We start from the raw sequence: 18,385 nt of genomic DNA on the forward strand, positions 1-18,385 counted from the left end.
TACCCCTCGAACAATGCTGACTGCTTATTGGAATGGACCGATGCGACCCAGGTCGCCGAAGTTCATCCAGACGAAGAACGCCCTGCCCACGATGTTCTTGTCCGGAACGAAGCCCCAGAAACGCGAGTCCGCCGAATTATCGCGGTTGTCGCCCATCATGAAGTAGTTGCCGGCCGGCACCTTGCAGACCACGCCTTCGACGGAGTAGCGGCAGTTCTCGCGGTACGGGAAGTCGCTGGCACCCTGGACGAAAGCCGGACCGGCATCGTCGTTGAGCAGCCTGTGCTGCTTGCCGCCGAGGTCTTCGTTGAACTGCCGGAGCAGGCGCATCGACTCGCTGTCGAGATAGTCGGGCATCGGGGTCTTGGAGACCGGCTGGCCGTTGATGGTGAGCTTCTTGTTCAGGTAGGCCACTTCGTCGCCCGGGATGCCGACCACGCGCTTGATGTAGTCCATGCTCGGCTTGGGCGGATAGCGGAACACCACCACGTCGCCGCGCGCCAGCGGCGTGCCGTCGGTGATCTTGGTGTTGATGACCGGCAGGCGCAGGCCGTAGGTGAACTTGTTCACCAGGATCAGGTCGCCCGTGAGCAGCGTCGGCATCATCGAACCCGACGGAATCTTGAAGGGCTCGTACAGGAACGAGCGCAGCAGGAACACCACCAGGATCACCGGGAACAGCCCCGCGGTCCAGTCGAGCCACCAGGGCTGCATCAGCAGGCGCTCGCTGGCCTTGGCGTCGACGGTGTCGACCTGCGTGATGCCCTGGCCGGCCAGGCGCGCGTTGCGCTCGCTCAGCGAGGCCTCGAGCGTCGCGGCGGCGCGCTCGCGCCGGGGCAGGAAGTAGAAGCGCTCGGCCAGCCAGTACAGGCCGGTGACCACCGTCGCCAGGAACAGCAGGAGCGCGAAATTGCCCTCGATGGCACCAAAGTACCAGGCACCGACATAGCCGGCAAAGGCCGCGAGGACCAGGGAAGTGATGAATGCCATTTTTTGAGATCAGTCTTCGACTTGCAGAATCGCGAGGAAGGCCTCTTGCGGGACCTCGACGGAGCCGATCTGCTTCATTCTTTTCTTGCCCGCCTTCTGCTTCTCGAGCAGCTTCTTCTTGCGGGTGATGTCGCCGCCGTAGCACTTGGCAAGAACGTTCTTGCGCAGCGCCTTGATTGTCTCACGCGCAATGATGTTGACCCCGATGGCGGCCTGGATCGCCACGTCGAACATCTGGCGCGAAATGATCTCGCGCATCTTCGAGACCACCGCCCGGCCGCGGTACTGCGACTGGCTGCGGTGCACGATGATCGACAGCGCATCGACCTTCTCGCCGTTCAGCAGGATGTCGACCTTGACCACGTCGGACGCGCGATATTCCTTGAACTCGTAGTCCATCGAGGCATAGCCGCGGCTCACCGACTTGAGCTTGTCGAAGAAGTCGAGCACGATTTCGCCGAGCGGCATCTCGTAGGTCAGCATGACCTGGCGGCCGTGGTAGGCCATGTTCATCTGCACGCCGCGCTTCTGGTTGGCCAGCGTCATCACCGCACCGACGTATTCCTGCGGCATGTAGAGGTGAACGGTGACGATCGGCTCGCGAATCTCGCTCATCTTGCCGACGTCGGGCATCTTGGACGGGTTCTCGACCATGATGACTTCGCCGTCGTTGCGCACCACCTGGTAGACCACGCTTGGCGCGGTCGTGATCAGGTCCTGGTCGAATTCGCGCTCCAGCCGCTCCTGCACGATCTCCATGTGCAGCAGGCCCAGAAAGCCGCAGCGGAAGCCGAAGCCCAGCGCCTGGCTCACCTCGGGTTCGTAGCGCAGCGACGAATCGTTGAGCTTGAGCTTTTCGAGCGCGTCGCGCAGCGAGTCGTACTCGCTGGCCTCGGTCGGATAGAGGCCGGCAAACACCTGCGGCTGGATTTCCTTGAAGCCCGGCAGCGCCTCGGTCGCGGTGGCGGCCGCGCCGCCCGTGCCCGGCTTGATCAGCGTCACGGTGTCGCCGACCTTGGCGGCCTGCAGCTCCTTGATGCCCGCGATGATGTAGCCCACCTCGCCGGCCTCGAGCGATGCGCGCGGTTCGTTGGCCGGCGTGAAGACGCCGATGTTGTCCGCGTTGTACATGGCGCCGGACGCCATCATCTTGATGCGCTCGCCCTTCACCAGGCGGCCGTCCACCACGCGCACCAGCATGACCACGCCCACGTAGGGATCGAACCAGCTGTCGACGATCATCGCGCGCAGCGGGCCGTCGGGATTGCCGCGCGGCGCGGGCATCTTGTGCACGATGGCTTCGAGGATCTCGTCGATGCCCAGGCCCGTCTTGGCGGAACACGGAATCGCATCGGTCGCGTCGATGCCGATCACGTCCTCGATCTCGCTGCGTGCATTGTCGGGGTCCGCGTTGGGCAGATCCATCTTGTTGAGCACCGGCACCACCTCGACGCCGAGGTCGAGCGCGGTGTAGCAGTTGGCCACGGTCTGCGCTTCGACGCCCTGCGATGCATCGACCACGAGCAGCGCGCCTTCGCACGCCGACAGCGAGCGGCTCACTTCATAAGAGAAGTCGACGTGGCCCGGCGTGTCGATCAGATTGAGGTTGTAGACCTGCCCATCGAGTGCCTTGTAGTGCAGCGCGGCGGTCTGCGCCTTGATGGTTATCCCACGCTCTTTTTCGATGTCCATCGAGTCGAGCACCTGCGCTTCCATCTCGCGTTCCGCGAGGCCGCCGCAACGCTGGATCAAACGGTCCGCGAGCGTCGACTTGCCGTGGTCGATGTGCGCAATGATCGAAAAATTTCTGATGTGATTCATCAACGGGAACGCTTAAGTACTTGAATTGGCTCGTGCGCAGAGTGCGACAGGCAAGAAAAAAGGGCGCGTCTTCTGGAGACGCGCCCTGAACCAACAAGCAATGGCAACTGCAGTAGTTGGAACTTCATTGTAGGCAAAAAGGGAGGCACGTACATCCGGGGACAGGGTCAAAACGGGTCGTTGCAGGTCCACAACATCAAAGATATAAACAACTTATCCACAAGATCGGTGGAGCACTCCATGAACAACTTGTGGGCGATCTGTGGAGCGCCGGTGGACTGCTGTCTGACATCTCGCATGGTGGAGGAAAGCTCTCCCCTTATGCGCGGACCCGCCGCCCAATGGCTTCTATTCTACCGAAAATCGTCCTAAGCCTCTTAGAAAGTTAGTGAACGCAAACAAATCTGGGCCGCTTTTGGCCCGGAATTTTTTTTGAAACCGGGCGCTCCAGCGTCGCAAACACCTCAAAAAATAGGCCCCAAACCCGAGTGACGGGTGGGGCCACTTGACGGAAAGGCCGGATCAGCGTGCGGGGCGGATCAGGGCGTACTGGGCCCATTCGCCGCGGCGGAACAGCACGCTCAGGGGCTTGCCCTTGTCGGCCTTGGCGACCGCGGTCTCGAACTCCTTGACGCTCGAGACCTCGATATTGCCCACGGCCAGGATCACGTCCCCTTCGCGCAGCCCGGCCCGCGCAGCCCCATCGCTTGCCGCCTCGATGCGCACGCCGCCGCGCATCTTGAGCTCCTTCTTCTGCGCGTCGGTCAGATCGCTCACCACGAGGCCGAGCGCCTTGCCGGCCGCCGACGGCTTGGCCTGCGGCTCCTCGCGCTCGGGCTGGCGCTTGCTGGACGGCTTGGCTTCCGGATCGCCCTCGGCCACGGTGACCGAGAGCTCGCGCGTGCTGCCGTTGCGGAACACCGTCAGCGTGTTCCTGGCGCCGGGCTTGGTGCTGGCCACCGAGCGCGACAGGTCGCTGGGGGTCTCGATGAGCTTGTCGCCGTACTTGGTGATGATGTCGCCCTCGCGCACGCCGGCCTTGTCGGCCGCCGAACCCGGCACCACGCTGCTCACGAGCGCACCGCGCGCCTTGCCCAAGCCGATGGATTCGGCCACGTCCTTGGAGACCGAGCCGATGGTCACGCCGATCAGCCCGCGCGAAACGCGGCCGGTGGCGCGCAGCTGGTCGCTGACGCGGATCGCCTCGTCGATCGGGATCGAGAACGAGATGCCCATGTAGCCGCCCGAGCGCGAATAGATCTGGCTGTTGATGCCCACCACTTCGCCGCGCAGGTTGATCAGCGGGCCGCCCGAGTTGCCGGGGTTGATGGCCACGTCGGTCTGGATCAGGGGCACCAGGTCGCCGGTATCGCGCTGCTTCGCGCTCACGATGCCGGCGGTCACGGTGTTCTCCAGGCCGAAGGGCGAACCGATGGCCATGACCCATTCGCCGACGCGCAGCTTCGAGATGTCGCCGATCTTCACCACCGGCAGGCTGGTCGCCTCGATCTTGACCACGGCAACGTCGCTGCGCTTGTCGGCACCGATCAGCTTGGCCTTGAATTCGCGCTTGTCGGTCAGCGTGACGAGGATTTCGGAGGCATCCTCGATCACGTGGGCATTGGTCATGACGTAGCCGTCGGCCGACAGGATGAAGCCCGAGCCCACGCCGCGCGGACGCTCTTCCTCCTGCGGCTGCTGCGGCCGGTTCGGGCGCGGGCCCGGACGCGGGTTGCCCGGCAGCGGCTGCCCGAAGAAGCGGCGGAAGAACTCCTGCATCTCCTCGTCCATTTCGCCGCTGCCGCCGCCCGAGGTCACTTTCTCGACCGTGCGGATACCGACCACGGCCGGCCCCACCTGCTCCACCAGATCGGCGAAATCGGGCAGTCCGCGCGCCTGCGGCGTCTGCGCCATGGCCGGCGCGGCCGGCACGAACGCCACGGCAGCCGAGCAGGCCATGCCGAAGGCGAAGAGATAGGAACGAAGCTTGTGTCCCTCGACTTTGAACATCATCGGTTTTCTTTCAAAAGAACAGAGCGGCCAAAAGAAGAAGAGCTATGAGTCGGTGATATCGACTTGGTTCAGCGCCATCCGCAGCGCAAGCGCAGCGGGTCAGCGCGTGCGCGCCAGGCTTTGAGCGAACGCATTGAGCGTCTGCTGCGGCACCTCGCCCACCGCGGTCAGCCACCAGTCGCTCGCCGGCTCGGGCAATCGCCGGCGAATCGCGTTGGTGGCCCCGATCGTCAGTACGCCATCGCGCGGCGCACGCTTTTCATCGTAACGCTCGATGAAAAGCGACACCGAGGCCAGGCCATCGGAGAAGGTCCACTGGACGGTGCGGTCCTGCCCCGCCTTGCTGTCGCTGCCGGCCGGACGCCGGTAGAAGCTGCGCGGCTTGAAGCCGGCCACCGGGGCCTTGAGCACCCAGCCTTCGTCCTGCGCGCTGGTGCGTTCGAGCTCCAGCTTTTCGACGCGGTAGCCGCTGGTGTTGCTCATCATCTGCGCGAGCGCCTGCGCCTTGATCGGTGCGTCGAGCTGCAATTCGGAAAACGCCGATTGCTCCACCACGCGCGATTCGGCGTCCACGGTCTGCAGCTTCACCACGAGGCCGGAGCGGCGTTCGCTCCAGATGCGGTAGCCGAAGCGCAGCCCGTCGTGCGGCACCAGCTGCACCACGTCGGCATCGAAGCCCGCCACGCGGTCCTTGCCGACGGCGCGAACGTCGTAGAAATCGCCGATCGACGAATCGGGCTTGTCGGGCAGATTGGGGAACAGGTCGAGGTTCTCGCGCTTCTCGACCTTCACGACCTTCGCCTCGGGCAGGAAGGTCATTACATGGTGGTTGCGCCTGAACGTGGAGCGCGGCGGCCCCGACAGCGCCTCAATGCGCTCGATCTGCAGGTCGCCGTCGCGCACATGCCAGATGCGCGCGCTCGACAGGTCGCCGCCCGCGGCCGACACCACGAAGGTGCCGATGTAATTGCGCTGCCGCGCCCCGGTGTGCATGCGCTGCAGCCATTCGACGACGCTCATCGGGGGCGGCGCATCGCCCGCCTGGGCCGAGGCCGTCCCCTTGGCGTTCGCCAGTCCGGGCCGGGTCTGCGCGGCCGCGATCTGCGCAAAACAAAAAGCAGCGAACACCAGCGCGAACGCGCGTGCGGAGATCGGCATCTGAACGGTCATTGGAGAGAGACGGGCGCGGCTCAGCGCGCAGGGCCTTCGAAGGTCGCGTTGCGCAGGAAGCCCGAAGGCATTTGCGATGCGCCACCGGCTTGCTGGTGCGCTTCGAGCAATTGGTCGAGCCGCGGATCGCGCAGCATGACCTGCGGGCTGCCGTTGCCGACCATCACGCGGGTTGGCGTGAGCGCGGCGGTGGGCGGAAGCTGGCTGTTGGCGGCCGCGGCGGCCAGCACGGAATTGGCGGCCGGCTGCGGCTGCGCTGCTGCGATCTGGGCTCCCGGCGAAGGCACGCCGATGCCGTTCCCGACCAGGGTCCAGCTGATCGCGGCAACCGCCACCAGCGACGCCGCGCCGGCCACCAGCTTCCAGCGGAACACCGGCTCATTGGCTGCCTCGGCCCTTCGGCGCGCCGTCAGCACCGCGGGTTCAGCGGCCGGCACCCGTGCCGGCGCCGCAATGGCGGGCTCCGCGGCCAGGCGCTGCTGGAAGCGGGCCAGGAATGCGTTGCTGTCGCTGCAGGGCGAATGGGCACCCGAGCGCAGGATGTCGCCCACCAGGTGATAGGCGCGCCAGGCACCGCGCGCGTCTTCTTCCGCGCAGACGGCGTCGATGGCCCGCGCGAACTCCTCGCCATGCAAATGACCGTCCGCCAATGCGGACACCTGTTCACGAACCGTCATCGTCTGATTCATTTCATTCACCTGCTTACCTACCAACGCTTGCCGGACTGGTTGTCCAGCAGCGGTTTGACCCTGGCCGAAATGGCCTCACGCGCCCGGAAAATACGCGAGCGCACCGTGCCGATAGGGCAATCCATGACCTCGGCGATCTCTTCGTAACTCATGCCCTCGATCTCCCGCAGGGTGACCGCCTGGCGCAATTCGGGCGGCAATGCTTCCATGGCCGCCTCGACCACTTGGGCGATCTCGTTTGCTGCCAGGACTGATTCGGGGGTTTCGTCGCTGATTGGTTCGTTTCCGGGGCGGTAAGTTTCATCGTCCTCGTCAGAAGACGGCCGCAGGGCGCTTTCGGAGATGGTCGGGTCGCGCTTCATGTCGACCAGCGCCTTCTTGGCGGTGTTGACCGCAATCCGGTAGAGCCAGGTGTAGAACTGGGCGTCGCCGCGGAACTGGTGCAGCGCGCGGTAGGCCCGGATGAAGGTTTCCTGGGCGATGTCCTCGACCAGGTCGACGTCGCGCACCATGCGCCCGATCAGGCGCTCGATCCGGCGCTGGTACTTGATGACCAGCAGTTCGAAGGCCTTCTGGTCGCCCGCGACCGTGCGCTGGACCAGCTGAAGGTCGACCTCGCCCGGGCGCGGCGCCTCGGCGGACCCATCGGGCAAGCCGGAGTCCGGTGGCACTGGCGGGGGAGAAGTTGTCATCGGGGAGATTCAGGGCGCATCGGCAGGCGCGGTTGCTCGCCACGGCTCGCCCGCAGGCGAGGCGGACGGGGCGCGCGAATATACCGCACGGCGTACATCGCGCCAGCGCTCGGGCATGGCGCGCTGTTCGATCCATATCCATCGCCCGGCGCGGCCCGGCTGGGTCAGGCGGACCAGCAGCAGCGATTGCAGGTCGAGCGCCACGGCGGCGCGCGCCGCATGAACGGCCCGGCCATGATCGGCGCCCGTCAGGCTCCAGCACAGGCCGTCGAAGTGCAGCACCGCGGCACCGTCGCTTCGCAGCCCGAGTCCGGCCGCAACGCCGGAAAACAGCACGCTCAGGACCAGCAGCAGCTGGCGCCAGCCAACGCTATCGATCAAAAAGCACGAGAGACCTGCGCAGCAGGCGCCCAGGGCCCAGGTGGCAATCAGGATCCGGGTCGCACCGCGCGAGCGCCCCACCGGATAGGTCACCGAGGGTGCGCTGTACATGGAAGAGCAAGATTCAAACGCGCTTGAACACCAGCGTGCCGTTGGTGCCGCCGAAGCCGAAGTTGTTCTTGACCGCGACATCGATCTTCAGATCGCGCGCCTGATTGGCGCAATAGTCGAGGTCGCACTCCGGGTCCTGGTTGAAGATGTTGATGGTCGGCGGGCTCTTCTGGTGATGCAGCGCGAGCACCGTGAACACCGATTCGATGCCGCCGGCGCCGCCCAGCAGGTGGCCGGTCATCGACTTGGTCGAGTTGACGACGAGCTTCTTCGCGTGATCGCCGAAAGCCAGCTTGACCGCATTGGTCTCGTTAACGTCGCCGATCTGCGTGGAGGTGCCGTGCGCATTCAGGTACTGGACCTCGTCGGGGTTGACGCCCGCATTGGCCAACGCCATGGCCATCGAACGGCGCGGGCCGTCGACGTCGGGCGCGGTCATGTGATATGCGTCACCGGTCATGCCAAAGCCCGAGACTTCCGCATAGATCTTGGCGCCGCGCGCCTTGGCGTGTTCGTACTCTTCGAGCACCAGCACGCCAGAGCCCTCGCCCAGCACGAAGCCGTCGCGGTCCTTGTCCCACGGACGCGAGGCCGTGGCGGGATCATCGTTGCGGGTGCTCAGCGCGCGGGGCGCGGTGAAGCCACCGATGCCGAGCGGAGAAATGGTCGACTCGGCGCCGCCCGCGATCATGACGTCGGCGTCGCCGTATTCGATCATGCGCGCCGACGTGCCGATGGCGTGCAGGCCCGTGGTGCACGCGGTCACGACGGCGATGTTCGGGCCCTTGAAGCCGTACTTGATCGAGACGTGGCCCGAGATCATATTGATGATGGAAGCCGGCACGAAGAACGGCGAGATGCGGCGTGGGCCGCGACTCGCGTATTCGCCGTGCGTCTCTTCGATCATCGGCAGGCCGCCGATGCCCGAGCCGATGTTGCAGCCGATGCGCACGGCTTCTTCATAGGACAGCGCTTCGCCGGTCGGCAATCCGCTGTCCTGCACCGCCTGGATGGCGGCGGCAAGCCCCAGATGAATGAAGCGGTCCATGTGGCGCGCTTCCTTCTCCGAGATGTATTGGGTGATGTCGAAACCCTTGACCTCACCGGCGAACTTGCAGGCGAAGGCGCTTGCATCGAACGCGGTGATGTTCGCAATGCCCGACTTCCCGGCCAGCAGATTGGCCCAGGATTCGGCTGCGGTGTTTCCGACAGGAGCGATGCAACCGAGTCCGGTCACGACGACGCGGCGTTTGGTCATGCCGGCAAACCTTTCTGGAAGCGCTGAACAGCTGCCGAGCGGCGCGGGCGGTTGAAAAAAGGGCCGCCGGCCGTCGTTGCAGTGTCAGCTGGCCGATCAGGCCTTTTGATTCTTGGTGGCGTAGTCGACGGCGTTTTGCACCGTGGTGATCTTCTCGGCGTCTTCGTCGGGAATTTCGATGCCGAATTCGTCTTCGAGTGCCATCACCAGTTCGACCGTGTCGAGCGAGTCTGCACCGAGGTCGGCCACGAAGGCCTTCTCGTTGGTTACTTGGGACTCTTCCACGCCGAGCTGCTCGGCGATGATTTTCTTGACACGTGCTTCGATATCGCTCATTTGGTTCCCTCTGAGGGTTGTAGGTAACAGTGGATTTTAGCCGGGCGCATTGTGGCATTTGCCGTGCGCCCGGTACGGGAAAAGATTGCGCCTTGCGGCTACATGTGCATGCCGCCGTTGACGTGCAGTTCCTGCCCCGTCACGTAGGACGCCTGGGGCGACGCGAGATAGGCCACGGCATGCGCGATGTCAGCCGGCTTGCCCAGGTGGCCCAGCGGGATCTGCTGCAGCAGCGCCTGCTGCTGCGCCTCGGGCAGGCTGGCCGTCATGTCGGTTTCGATGAAGCCCGGCGCCACGCAGTTGACCGTGATGCTGCGGCTGCCCAGCTCGCGCGCCAGTGCGCGGGTCATGCCCGCCACGCCGGCCTTGGCTGCCGCGTAGTTGGCCTGGCCGGCATTGCCGGACGCCCCCACCACGCTCGTGATGCTGATGATGCGGCCGTAGCGCTGCTTCATCATCGGGCGGATCACCGCGCGCGAGAGGCGGAAGACGGCCTTGAGATTGGTGTCGAGCACCGCGTCCCAGTCGTCGTCCTTCATGCGCATGGCGAGCGTGTCGCGCGTGATGCCGGCGTTGTTGACCAGCACGTGGATCGCGCCGTAGGCCTTCACGATCTCGTCGATCAGCGCCTCGACCGCGACGGCGTCGTTCACGTCGAGCGCACGCCCGCGGCCGTCGAAGGCGCTGAGCGCCGAAGTGATCTTGGCGGCGCTGTCGTCGGTGGTGCCGGTGCCGACCACTTTGAGGCCGCGCTGCGCGAGCTCGAGCGCGATGGCCGCGCCGATGCCGCGCGATGCGCCGGTGACCAGGGCGACCTGCCCTTCGAATTTGGGAATGCTCATAAAAGAAGTGTCTGGGCCCGCACCGTTCAGCCGGCGAGCGATTGTCGGGTGTCCGCGAGCGTTGCCGGGTCGTACACCGACGCGGCTTCCAGCTCGGGGGCGATGCGCTTGACCATGCCGGCCAGCACCTTGCCCGGCCCGCACTCGATGATGGAGGCTACGCCGCGCAGTTTCAAGGCCTGCACGCTTTCGACCCAGCGAACCGGGCCGGCGGCCTGGCGCACCAGGGCGTCGCGGATGCGCGCGGGATCGGTCTCGACCGCCACGTCGATGTTGTTCAGCACCGGAATCTGCGGGGGCGCCAATGTGAGGGTGGCGAGCTTTTCGCGCAGCGCCTCGGCGGCCGGCTTCATCAGGCTCGAATGGAATGGCGCCGACACCGGCAGCAGCAGCGCGCGCTTGGCCCCGCCGGCCTTGAGCAGCTCGCAGGCCTTGTCGACGGCTGCCTTGCTGCCGGCGATCACGGTCTGCATCGGATCGTTGAAATTCACCGCCTCGACGATCTCGGCGCTGCCTGCACCGAAGGACGCCGTGGCTTCCGCGCAGCCCGCCACCACCTTGGCGGCTTCCATGCCCAGCACCGCCGCCATGGCGCCCACGCCGACCGGCACGGCCTGCTGCATGGCCCGCGCGCGAAAACGCACCAGCGGCGCGGCCTGCGCGAGCGTCAGCACGCCGGACGCAACCAGCGCCGAATATTCACCGAGCGAATGTCCCGCCACCACCGACGGGGTGGGCCCGCCTTCGGCCAGCCAGGCGCGCCACGCGGCGACGCCAGCCACAAGCATCACCGGCTGGGTGTTGGTGGTCAGCGCCAGTTCTTCCTTCGGGCCGTTCTTGATCAGCCCGCCGATGTCTTCGCCCAGTGCTTCGGAGGCTTCGCGCAGGGTTTCGGCCACGGCCGGGTGATCGCCCCACGCATCGAGCATGCCGACGGCCTGGGAGCCCTGGCCCGGGAAGACAAAAGCAAAGGATTTCATTTTTATCAAAAGCGTCGTGTCGCATCGCAGCCCGAAGGGGCATTGCCATGCACTACAGATTCAATAGCACCGCGCCCCAGGTGAAGCCGCCGCCCACGCCTTCCAGCATGACGGTTTCGCCCTTCTTCACCTTGCCGGACCGCACGGCCTCGTCGAGCGCCAGCGGAATCGAGGCGGCCGAGGTGTTGCCATGCTCGTTGACGGTGACGATGAGTTTTTCGCGCGGAAGCTTCAGCTTCTTGGCCGTGCCTTCCATGATGCGGATGTTGGCCTGGTGCGGAATGAGCCAGTCGATGTCGGCCTCGGTCTTGCCCGCCTTTGCGAGCGTGGCACGCGCGGCGTCCTCGAGCACGCGCACCGCGAGCTTGAACACGGCCTGTCCGTCCATGTGCAGCAGCGGCGTGCCCAGCACGTTGCCGCCGGAGACGTGGCCCGGCACGCAAAGGATGCCGACGTGCTTGCCGTCCGCATGCAGGTCGCTCGCCAGGATGCCCGGCTCCTCGCTGGCCTCGAGCACCACGGCGCCGGCGCCGTCGCCGAACAGCACGCAGGTGGTGCGGTCGTTGAAATCGAGGATGCGCGAGAACACTTCGGCGCCCACCACCAGCGCGCAGCGCGCGGTGCCGGTGCGGATCATCGCGTCGGCCACGGTCAGCGCATAGACGAAGCCGCTGCAGACCGCCTGGACGTCGAAAGCCGGGCAGCCGGCCACGCCGAGCTTGTTCTGGAGAATGGCCGCCGACGACGGAAACACCATGTCCGGCGTCGAGGTCGCGACGATGATCAGGTCGATGTCTTCGGCCTTGCGGCCCGCGGCTTCGAGTGCGTGCCTCGCGGCCTCGAGGGCGAGATCGCTGCTCGTGACCTCGGGCGCCGCGAAGTGCCGCGCGTGGATGCCGGTGCGCTCGACGATCCACTGGTCCGAGGTTTCGATGCCGCGCGTTGCCAATTCCTTGGCAAGGTCGTCATTGGTCACCCGGCGCGGCGGCAGGTAGCTGCCGGTGCCGGTGATGCGTGAATAAGAGCTCATCAAACGTGAAGGGCCGTCGCGTCGGCTGGCACCGCGGGCTCCTGCCGCGCGAGCAATGGCGCGGCGTGAGCGATGCGGGCCCGCACGCGATCGAGCAGGTTGTTGCGAGCGGCATCATAAGCGCGATCCAGCGCATGCCCGAAAGCCACTTCGTCAGCCGAGCCATGGCTCTTGAAAACCAGGCCGCGCAGGCCCAGCAGCGCCGCTCCGTTGTAGCGACGGTGATCGAGCCGGTTTTTAAACGCTTTTAGAACCGGATAGGCAACAATTGCTGCGGCCTTCGTGAAAATGCTCCGCGAGAATTCGACGCGAATGAACTCGCCGATCATCGAGGCCACGCCTTCGCTGGCCTTCAGTGCCACATTTCCGACAAAACCGTCACATACGACGATATCTGTCGTGCCCTTGAAAATATCGTTACCTTCGACGTTGCCGTAGAAGTTCAGATCCTTCGAGTTGGCAGCCGTACGCAGCAGTTGGCTGGCCTTTTTGATTGTTTCGCTGCCCTTGATGGCTTCTTCGCCGATGTTGAGCAGGCCGACCGAAGGCGCCTCGTTGCCCGTGAGCGCCGATACCAGCGCGGAACCGAGCACCGCGAACTGGAGCAGGTCTTCCGCGTCGCAGTCGACGTTGGCACCCAGGTCGAGCACCGTGGTGGCGCCGCCCTTGGCGTTTGGAAGCTGGGGCGCGATGGCGGGGCGGTCGATGCCTTCGAGCGTCTTGAGCAGGTAGCGGGCAATGGCCATGAGGGCGCCCGTGTTGCCGGCCGAGATGGCCGCCTGGGCGGCGCCATCCTTGACCTGCTGGATCGCGATGCGCATCGAAGAATCCTTCTTCTTGCGCAGGGCGATTTCGATCGGGTCATCCATGCCCACCACTTCGCTGGCCGCGACGATGCGGGCACGCGGATGCGCAGCAAAGCCCGCCAGCGCCGCCGGCGCACCAACCAGCAGCAACGAGGCTTCGCTGTGCCGCTCGAGGAACGCGCGGCAGGCCGCAAGCGTGACGCGCGGCCCATGATCGCCTCCCATGCAATCCACGGCGAGCGTGATTGCGGAAGGCGCAGCAGTGGATTCGGGGGAAGAAGGCGTAGCCATCAAAACAAAGGCCCGACGCTACGGCAAAAGTAGCTTCGGGCCTCGGCCTTGGGATGCGAGATCAGGCTTCGGACTTGTTCTTGAGCACCTGGCGGCCACGGTAGAAACCGTTGGGGCTGATGTGGTGGCGCAGGTGCGTTTCGCCAGTGGTCGGCTCAACGGCAATGCCGGGCACGACCAGCGCATTGTGGGAACGGTGCATGCCGCGCTTGGAAGGCGACTTCTTGTTTTGCTGGACGGCCATGATGGCTCCTGGACTGTTAGGTGAGTGATTGGATGCGCTCTCTTGCGGTGGCAATCCAGGGGCATGCATGGAATGCCCTTACCTGTCTTGCTGCTCACGGCGGCGCGCGCGAAGCCCATGATTATAGCCCAGGTGCCGAGAAAGGGCTACTTGCCCTCTTCCGGCTTGCGCGAACGCAACGCCCCGAGCACCGCGAAAGGGTTCGGCTTGGCCTCTTCGGCCGCCTGGAAGTCGTCGTCGCTGGACGAGAGCCGCACCGGGACCGGGCAGACCTCGTGCACGGGCATGACGGGAATCTCCATCAGGAGTTCGTCTTCGATCAGGGTGGGCAGGTCGAAGTCCCGGCTCACGACGAGCAGGTCTTCCTCGGATTCCTCGTCTTCGGCTTCCGCCGTCGCCTCGTCGGCGACGAAACGGAACCAGCGGTCCACCACCAATGGCGTCTCCACAGGCGTCAGGCAGCGCTGGCAGGTCAGCGGCACGGTCGCGTCGGCTTCCAGATGGAGCCAGGGCACGGCTTTGCCATCGGCGCCCGGGCGCTCTTCGCCGGTCGCCGTCCAGCGGACCACGGCATCGGGCGCCGGGGCCGCCAGTTCGGCGGCAAGGCGCACACAGTTGGGCACCGGGTCGGTGGCGCCAAGGGTGGCGGCAGCGGCGGCAAAGCCGGCCACGTCGAGCCGTTGGGGGGCAAATTCTCTCTTCATCCACGCCAGTCTAGCGCGCCGGCCGCTTCACCGCCCCAAAGGCATGCCTGAGGGTTTTGCGCGGCTCCCGCACAATCTGGCCCATGCAACGCCCCTTGATCCTCGCCTCGACCTCGCGCTACCGGCGCGAACTGCTGAACCGCCTGCACCTGCCCTTCGATGTACAACCGCCTGAAGTCGACGAAACGGCGCTGGACGGTGAAACGCCGCGCGAGCTGGCCGAGCGGCTGGCGCTCGAAAAGGCCCGCGCCGTGGCCGCCCGCTTTCCCGAAGCCGTGGTCATCGGCTCGGACCAGGTGGCCGAGCTGGCGGGCGAGGCGCTCGGCAAGCCCGGCGACCACGCGCGCGCCACGGCCCAGCTGCGCCGGATGCGCGGCCAGACGCTGGTGTTCCAGACCGCGGTGGCCGTCGTCTGCGAGGCCACCGGTTTCGTCCAGCGCGACCTGGCGCCGGTGCGGGTGGTGTTCCGCGAACTCAGCGACGCGGCCATCGAGCAGTACCTGCAGGCCGAGCAGCCCTACGATTGCGCAGGCAGCGCGAAGAGCGAGGGCCTCGGCATCGCCCTGCTGAGCGCGATCGACAGCGACGACCCGACGGCCCTGGTCGGCCTGCCCTTGATCCGCACCTGCCGGATGCTGCGCGCCGCGGGGGTCGAACTCCTGTGACGCACGGCAAGCTCTACCTCGTTCCCGCGCCGCTCGACTTCGGCTGCGACACCCAGGCGCCGCTGCAGGACGCCCTGCCCCTGGGCACGATCCAGGCCGCTGCCGGGATCACCCACTGGATCTGCGAGAACGCCAAGTCGGCCCGCGCCTACCTGAAGCGGATCGATGCCGTCGCGCCGCTGGCGGCGCCGCTGCAGGCGCAGGACATCCGCGAACTGCCGCGCGAGGTGCACAAGAAGGGCGACCACGCCGGCCAGTTCGACGCCCGGCCGCTGCTGGCCGCCGCGCTCGAAGGCCACGACATCGGCCTGCTGAGCGAGGCCGGCATGCCGGCGGTGGCCGATCCCGGCTCCTCGGTGGCGCGCGCCGCGCACGACCTGGGCATTGCCGTGGTGCCGCTCACCGGCCCCGTCTCGCTGCTGCTGGCACTGGCCGCAAGCGGCCTCAACGGGCAGAACTTCGCCTTCGTCGGCTACCTGCCGCAGGACGCCGGCGAGCGCCAGGTGCGCATCCGCGAGCTCGAGGCGCTGGCGCTCAAGACAGGCCAGACGCAGCTGTTCATCGAGACGCCCTATCGCAACGCGGCGCTGCTGCAGGCGCTGGTGCAGACGCTGCAGCACAACACCCGGCTCGCGGTGGCGCGCGGCCTCACGCTCGCCAGCGCCCACGTGCGCAGCGAAACCGTGAAATCCTGGCGCGCCAAGGCGCAGCCGGGCACATTGGACGAACGCCTGCCTGCCGTGTTCGCGATCGGGCGTTGACGATGGGAGTGACCGCCGGCACGCGCTGGGCCTCGCGTGCGCAATTCTTTTCGTCCGGATTCATCTTTGCGACCTGGGGCGTCCACGTTCCGACGGTCAAGGCGCACTACGGCATCGACGAGGCCGAGCTCGGGCTGGCGCTGCTCGCGGCCGGCGCCGGCGCGATGTTCGGGCTGACCAGCGCCGGCCGCTGGATCGGCCGCCACGGCCCGCGGCGCATGGCTGCGCTCTGCGGCTCTATCTACGCCCTGCTGCTCGCCGGCCTGATCGCGATGCCGGGCTATCCTTTTCTTTTGGCGTTGCTGGCGGCCTTCGGCCTTGTGACCAGCGTGTTCGACGTGGCCATCAACACCGAGGCGGCGCAGCTCGAGCTGCGCGGCGGCAAGCCCCTGATGAGCGGCATGCACGGCATGTTCAGCCTGGGCGGCATGGCCGGCGCCGCGAGCGGCAGCGCAGCGCTGGCAGCCGGGCTCGGCGCACAGGCGCATCTGCTCTGGGTGGCGGCGGCGATGGTGCTGGTGGTTGCCTGCTCCTCGATGCACATGCTGCCCAAGCCGCCCGTTGCGAGCGATGCGGCCCCGGCAGACCATCGCTTCCGGCTGCCCCGCGGCACGCTGGCGGTGCTTGGCGTGCTCGCCGCGCTGGGCCTGATTGCCGAGGGCGCCATCTACGACTGGAGCGTGCTCTACATGCAGCAGGAACTCGGCAGTCCGCAAAAGCAGGCCGCGCTGGCCTACGCGAGCTTCTCCGCCGCCATGGCGGCCGCGCGCTTCGGCGGCGACGCCCTGCGCGCGCGCTTCTCGCCGACGGCGCTGCTGCGCGGCAGCGGCATTCTTGCGGCGGCGGCCATGGCGCTGGTGCTGCTGACCGACCTGCCCTGGCTCGCGCTGGTCGGCTTCGCGGGCGTCGGCATCGGTTTTGCGAACGTGGTGCCGATCCTGTTCGGCGCCTCGGCGCGCGTGCCCGGCGTCGAGCCCGCCATCGGCATTGCCGCCGTCTCGGCCGTGGCCTACCTGGGTTTCATGGCCGGCCCGGCGGTGATCGGGCTGCTCGCGCGGGCCAGTTCGCTGACGGCCGCGCTCTATGTGGTCGTGGTGTTTGCCGCGGCGCTGGCGGCGTCGGCCCGCTTCACGGGCGACGAGAGCCGCCGCGCCTGAGACGCCTCGCCGCCGCCGGCCTCAGCGCAGCGCCGGCGTGGCGGACTGCAGCGAGCGCACGGTGGCCGCGCCCATGGCCGCGCCGAATTTCTTCGCGAGCTTCTCGGCCACGTTGTCGCGCCGGGTGTAGTCGGTGACCTCTTCGGCCTTGATGACTTCACGCGCCACGAAGTCGACATTGCCCAGCTGGTCGGCCAGGCCGAACTCGACGGCCTGTTCGCCGCTCCAGAAGAGGCCGCTGAAAAGGCCCGGGGTGTCGAGCTTGAGCCGGTCGCCGCGACCGTTCTTCACCACGTTGATGAACTGCGTGTGGATCTGGTTCAGCATGGCCTGCGCATGGGCGCGCTGCGCATCGCTCATGGGGCTGAACGGGTCGAGGAAGCCCTTGTTCTCGCCGGCCGTCAGCAGCCGGCGCTCGACGCCGACCTTTTCCATCACGCCGGTGAAGCCGAAGCCGTCCATCAGCACGCCGATGCTGCCGACGATGCTGGCCTTGTCGACGAAGATCTTGTCGGTGGCAGCGGCAATGTAGTAGGCGGCCGAGGCGCAGGTTTCCTCGACCACCGCGTAGATCGGCTTCTTGTGCTTGGCCTTCAGGCGCTTGATCTCGTCGCTGATGATGCCCGCCTGCACGGGGCTTCCGCCCGGCGAATTGATCAGCAGCACGATGCCCTTGGCGCCCTCGTCCTCGAACGCGGTCTTCATGGCCGCGACCACGAATTCCGCGCTGGCGTCGCCGCCGTTGGCGATCTCGCCCTTGATCTCGACCACTGCCGTGTGGGCCGTGGTCTTGGCGGTGCTCGGCGTGCTGCGCGACATCGCGAGCCAGACCAGGAAGATGAAGAAGGCGAGCCACGACAGGCGCGTGAAGGTCTTCCAGCGGCGCGCCGCCTTTTGTTCGTTGAGCGAGGCGAAGGCGAGTTTCTCGAGCGTTGCGCGCTCCCATCCGGGACGCTGCGTGGGGTCTTTGGCCATGTTTCTCGGCGCGCCCTGCGAGGACGCAATGGGGGTGGCCGGCTCAAAAGGATCAAAACCTTCGGGTTCCGTGCGGTTCGGGTCGGTCATTGTCAAAAGCTCAGGGGATGGAGGTTCCAGGCAGTATGCCAGTGCACCACGCCGTCACGTTCGCTGAGGGCGATCTTCACGAGCCCGCCGCGGCACGGGCCGCCGGCGCATTCGCCGGTGTCCGGCCGGTAGACCGCACCATGGGTGGCGCACAGCAGCCACTGGCCGCTGTCGTCGAAGAAGCGGTCGGGCTGGAAATCCAGTTCCATCGCCACGTGGCTGCACCGGTTGAGATAGGCATGCGGCTGCCCCTCGAAGCGCACCGCGAAGGCCCGGCAGGTTTCGCCGCCGTAGACCACGTCGAAGGGAACGGCCCGGCTGCCTTCGACCAGGTCCGAGGCATTGCACAGGGGAATGCGCTGTTCTTCGCTCATGCCGC

The 18,385-nt window shown here is 66.5% G+C and carries 20 protein-coding genes; 3 read left to right on the forward strand and 17 right to left on the reverse strand.

Annotated elements, in window-relative coordinates:
* Positions 1-24: 24 nt before the first annotated feature.
* The 15 genes from lepB to VPA02S_RS05930 form a co-directional block, all read right to left on the reverse strand.
* Entirely contained in the window at positions 25-990 is a 966-nt protein-coding gene (gene lepB, locus VPA02S_RS05860; protein WP_062362771.1) for a signal peptidase I, read from the reverse strand.
* Between the two features lie 9 nt (positions 991-999).
* On the reverse strand, positions 1,000-2,811 hold the full coding sequence (lepA, locus tag VPA02S_RS05865) for a translation elongation factor 4 (RefSeq protein WP_012746544.1): 1,812 nt from the start codon (positions 2,809-2,811) through the stop codon (positions 1,000-1,002).
* A 522-nt stretch (positions 2,812-3,333) separates the two neighbouring features.
* On the reverse strand, positions 3,334-4,824 hold the full coding sequence (locus VPA02S_RS05870) for a DegQ family serine endoprotease (protein WP_012746543.1): 1,491 nt from the start codon (positions 4,822-4,824) through the stop codon (positions 3,334-3,336).
* Between the two features lie 99 nt (positions 4,825-4,923).
* Positions 4,924-5,994, reverse strand: coding sequence for a MucB/RseB C-terminal domain-containing protein (locus VPA02S_RS05875; RefSeq protein WP_012746542.1), 1,071 nt, complete (start codon positions 5,992-5,994; stop codon positions 4,924-4,926).
* Between the two features lie 20 nt (positions 5,995-6,014).
* A complete protein-coding gene (locus tag VPA02S_RS05880) occupies positions 6,015-6,683 on the reverse strand; it encodes a sigma-E factor negative regulatory protein (RefSeq protein WP_062362774.1) in 669 nt (222 codons plus the stop codon).
* A 17-nt stretch (positions 6,684-6,700) separates the two neighbouring features.
* Positions 6,701-7,375, reverse strand: a complete 675-nt coding sequence (rpoE, locus tag VPA02S_RS05885; RefSeq protein ID WP_012746540.1) for an RNA polymerase sigma factor RpoE — start codon at positions 7,373-7,375, stop codon at positions 6,701-6,703.
* A 9-nt stretch (positions 7,376-7,384) separates the two neighbouring features.
* Complete coding sequence (locus VPA02S_RS05890) at positions 7,385-7,867, reverse strand: hypothetical protein (RefSeq protein WP_012746539.1); 483 nt, start codon at positions 7,865-7,867, stop codon at positions 7,385-7,387.
* Positions 7,868-7,880: 13 nt separating this feature from the next.
* A complete protein-coding gene (gene fabF / locus VPA02S_RS05895) occupies positions 7,881-9,125 on the reverse strand; it encodes a beta-ketoacyl-ACP synthase II (protein ID WP_012746538.1) in 1,245 nt (414 codons plus the stop codon).
* A gap of 96 nt (positions 9,126-9,221) precedes the next feature.
* A complete protein-coding gene (acpP, locus tag VPA02S_RS05900; RefSeq protein WP_007830471.1) occupies positions 9,222-9,461 on the reverse strand; it encodes an acyl carrier protein in 240 nt (79 codons plus the stop codon).
* Between the two features lie 98 nt (positions 9,462-9,559).
* Positions 9,560-10,303 (reverse strand): 3-oxoacyl-ACP reductase FabG, encoded by a 744-nt coding sequence (gene fabG / locus VPA02S_RS05905; RefSeq protein WP_062362777.1) that lies wholly within the window; start codon positions 10,301-10,303, stop codon positions 9,560-9,562.
* Between the two features lie 26 nt (positions 10,304-10,329).
* Positions 10,330-11,283, reverse strand: coding sequence for an ACP S-malonyltransferase (gene fabD / locus VPA02S_RS05910; protein WP_062362779.1), 954 nt, complete (start codon positions 11,281-11,283; stop codon positions 10,330-10,332).
* A 52-nt stretch (positions 11,284-11,335) separates the two neighbouring features.
* On the reverse strand, positions 11,336-12,313 hold the full coding sequence (locus tag VPA02S_RS05915) for a beta-ketoacyl-ACP synthase III (RefSeq protein ID WP_012746535.1): 978 nt from the start codon (positions 12,311-12,313) through the stop codon (positions 11,336-11,338).
* Positions 12,313-13,410 (reverse strand): phosphate acyltransferase PlsX, encoded by a 1,098-nt coding sequence (gene plsX, locus VPA02S_RS05920; protein WP_080642485.1) that lies wholly within the window; start codon positions 13,408-13,410, stop codon positions 12,313-12,315. The genes VPA02S_RS05915 and plsX overlap by 1 nt, the downstream gene beginning before the upstream one ends.
* Before the next feature lie 61 nt (positions 13,411-13,471).
* Positions 13,472-13,654, reverse strand: a complete 183-nt coding sequence (rpmF, locus tag VPA02S_RS05925; protein ID WP_007830466.1) for a 50S ribosomal protein L32 — start codon at positions 13,652-13,654, stop codon at positions 13,472-13,474.
* A gap of 146 nt (positions 13,655-13,800) precedes the next feature.
* Positions 13,801-14,358, reverse strand: coding sequence for a YceD family protein (locus VPA02S_RS05930; protein WP_062362782.1), 558 nt, complete (start codon positions 14,356-14,358; stop codon positions 13,801-13,803).
* A gap of 83 nt (positions 14,359-14,441) precedes the next feature.
* Between VPA02S_RS05930 and VPA02S_RS05935 the strand changes: the two genes are divergently transcribed.
* Genes VPA02S_RS05935 through VPA02S_RS05945 form a run of 3 tightly spaced genes read left to right on the forward strand, consistent with a single transcriptional unit; the run spans position 14,442 to position 16,941 of the window.
* On the forward strand, positions 14,442-15,023 hold the full coding sequence (locus VPA02S_RS05935) for a Maf family protein (RefSeq protein WP_018903247.1): 582 nt from the start codon (positions 14,442-14,444) through the stop codon (positions 15,021-15,023).
* Entirely contained in the window at positions 15,020-15,784 is a 765-nt protein-coding gene (locus VPA02S_RS05940) for an SAM-dependent methyltransferase (RefSeq protein WP_018903246.1), read from the forward strand. The genes VPA02S_RS05935 and VPA02S_RS05940 overlap by 4 nt, the downstream gene beginning before the upstream one ends.
* Before the next feature lie 2 nt (positions 15,785-15,786).
* On the forward strand, positions 15,787-16,941 hold the full coding sequence (locus tag VPA02S_RS05945) for an MFS transporter (protein WP_062362785.1): 1,155 nt from the start codon (positions 15,787-15,789) through the stop codon (positions 16,939-16,941).
* 21 nt (positions 16,942-16,962) lie between these two features.
* On the opposite strand, the gene VPA02S_RS05950 is transcribed toward VPA02S_RS05945, so the two are convergent.
* Entirely contained in the window at positions 16,963-18,006 is a 1,044-nt protein-coding gene (locus VPA02S_RS05950) for a S49 family peptidase (RefSeq protein WP_012746529.1), read from the reverse strand.
* A 2-nt stretch (positions 18,007-18,008) separates the two neighbouring features.
* Positions 18,009-18,380: a Rieske (2Fe-2S) protein gene (locus VPA02S_RS05955; RefSeq protein ID WP_012746528.1), complete on the reverse strand. Its 372-nt coding sequence runs from the start codon at positions 18,378-18,380 to the stop codon at positions 18,009-18,011.
* Positions 18,381-18,385 lie beyond the last annotated feature (5 nt).

The sequence above is a fragment of the Variovorax paradoxus NBRC 15149 genome (assembly GCF_001591365.1).
GTDB lineage: Bacteria > Pseudomonadota > Gammaproteobacteria > Burkholderiales > Burkholderiaceae_C > Variovorax > Variovorax paradoxus.

Excerpts from the sequence above, each read along its gene's own strand:
- lepB (WP_062362771.1), bottom strand. The coding sequence starts at position 990 with ATGGCATTCATCACTTCCCTGGTCCTCGCGGCCTTTGCCGGCTATGTC.
- lepA (WP_012746544.1), bottom strand. The coding sequence starts at position 2,811 with ATGAATCACATCAGAAATTTTTCGATCATTGCGCACATCGACCACGGC.
- VPA02S_RS05870 (WP_012746543.1), bottom strand. The coding sequence starts at position 4,824 with ATGATGTTCAAAGTCGAGGGACACAAGCTTCGTTCCTATCTCTTCGCC.
- VPA02S_RS05875 (WP_012746542.1), bottom strand. The coding sequence starts at position 5,994 with ATGACCGTTCAGATGCCGATCTCCGCACGCGCGTTCGCGCTGGTGTTC.
- VPA02S_RS05880 (WP_062362774.1), bottom strand. The coding sequence starts at position 6,683 with ATGAATCAGACGATGACGGTTCGTGAACAGGTGTCCGCATTGGCGGAC.
- rpoE (WP_012746540.1), bottom strand. The coding sequence starts at position 7,375 with ATGACAACTTCTCCCCCGCCAGTGCCACCGGACTCCGGCTTGCCCGAT.
- VPA02S_RS05890 (WP_012746539.1), bottom strand. The coding sequence starts at position 7,867 with ATGTACAGCGCACCCTCGGTGACCTATCCGGTGGGGCGCTCGCGCGGT.
- fabF (WP_012746538.1), bottom strand. The coding sequence starts at position 9,125 with ATGACCAAACGCCGCGTCGTCGTGACCGGACTCGGTTGCATCGCTCCT.
- acpP (WP_007830471.1), bottom strand. The coding sequence starts at position 9,461 with ATGAGCGATATCGAAGCACGTGTCAAGAAAATCATCGCCGAGCAGCTC.
- fabG (WP_062362777.1), bottom strand. The coding sequence starts at position 10,303 with ATGAGCATTCCCAAATTCGAAGGGCAGGTCGCCCTGGTCACCGGCGCA.
- fabD (WP_062362779.1), bottom strand. The coding sequence starts at position 11,283 with ATGAAATCCTTTGCTTTTGTCTTCCCGGGCCAGGGCTCCCAGGCCGTC.
- VPA02S_RS05915 (WP_012746535.1), bottom strand. The coding sequence starts at position 12,313 with ATGAGCTCTTATTCACGCATCACCGGCACCGGCAGCTACCTGCCGCCG.
- plsX (WP_080642485.1), bottom strand. The coding sequence starts at position 13,410 with ATGGCTACGCCTTCTTCCCCCGAATCCACTGCTGCGCCTTCCGCAATC.
- rpmF (WP_007830466.1), bottom strand. The coding sequence starts at position 13,654 with ATGGCCGTCCAGCAAAACAAGAAGTCGCCTTCCAAGCGCGGCATGCAC.
- VPA02S_RS05930 (WP_062362782.1), bottom strand. The coding sequence starts at position 14,358 with ATGAAGAGAGAATTTGCCCCCCAACGGCTCGACGTGGCCGGCTTTGCC.
- VPA02S_RS05935 (WP_018903247.1), top strand. The coding sequence starts at position 14,442 with ATGCAACGCCCCTTGATCCTCGCCTCGACCTCGCGCTACCGGCGCGAA.
- VPA02S_RS05945 (WP_062362785.1), top strand. The coding sequence starts at position 15,787 with ATGGGAGTGACCGCCGGCACGCGCTGGGCCTCGCGTGCGCAATTCTTT.
- VPA02S_RS05950 (WP_012746529.1), bottom strand. The coding sequence starts at position 18,006 with ATGACCGACCCGAACCGCACGGAACCCGAAGGTTTTGATCCTTTTGAG.
- VPA02S_RS05955 (WP_012746528.1), bottom strand. The coding sequence starts at position 18,380 with ATGAGCGAAGAACAGCGCATTCCCCTGTGCAATGCCTCGGACCTGGTC.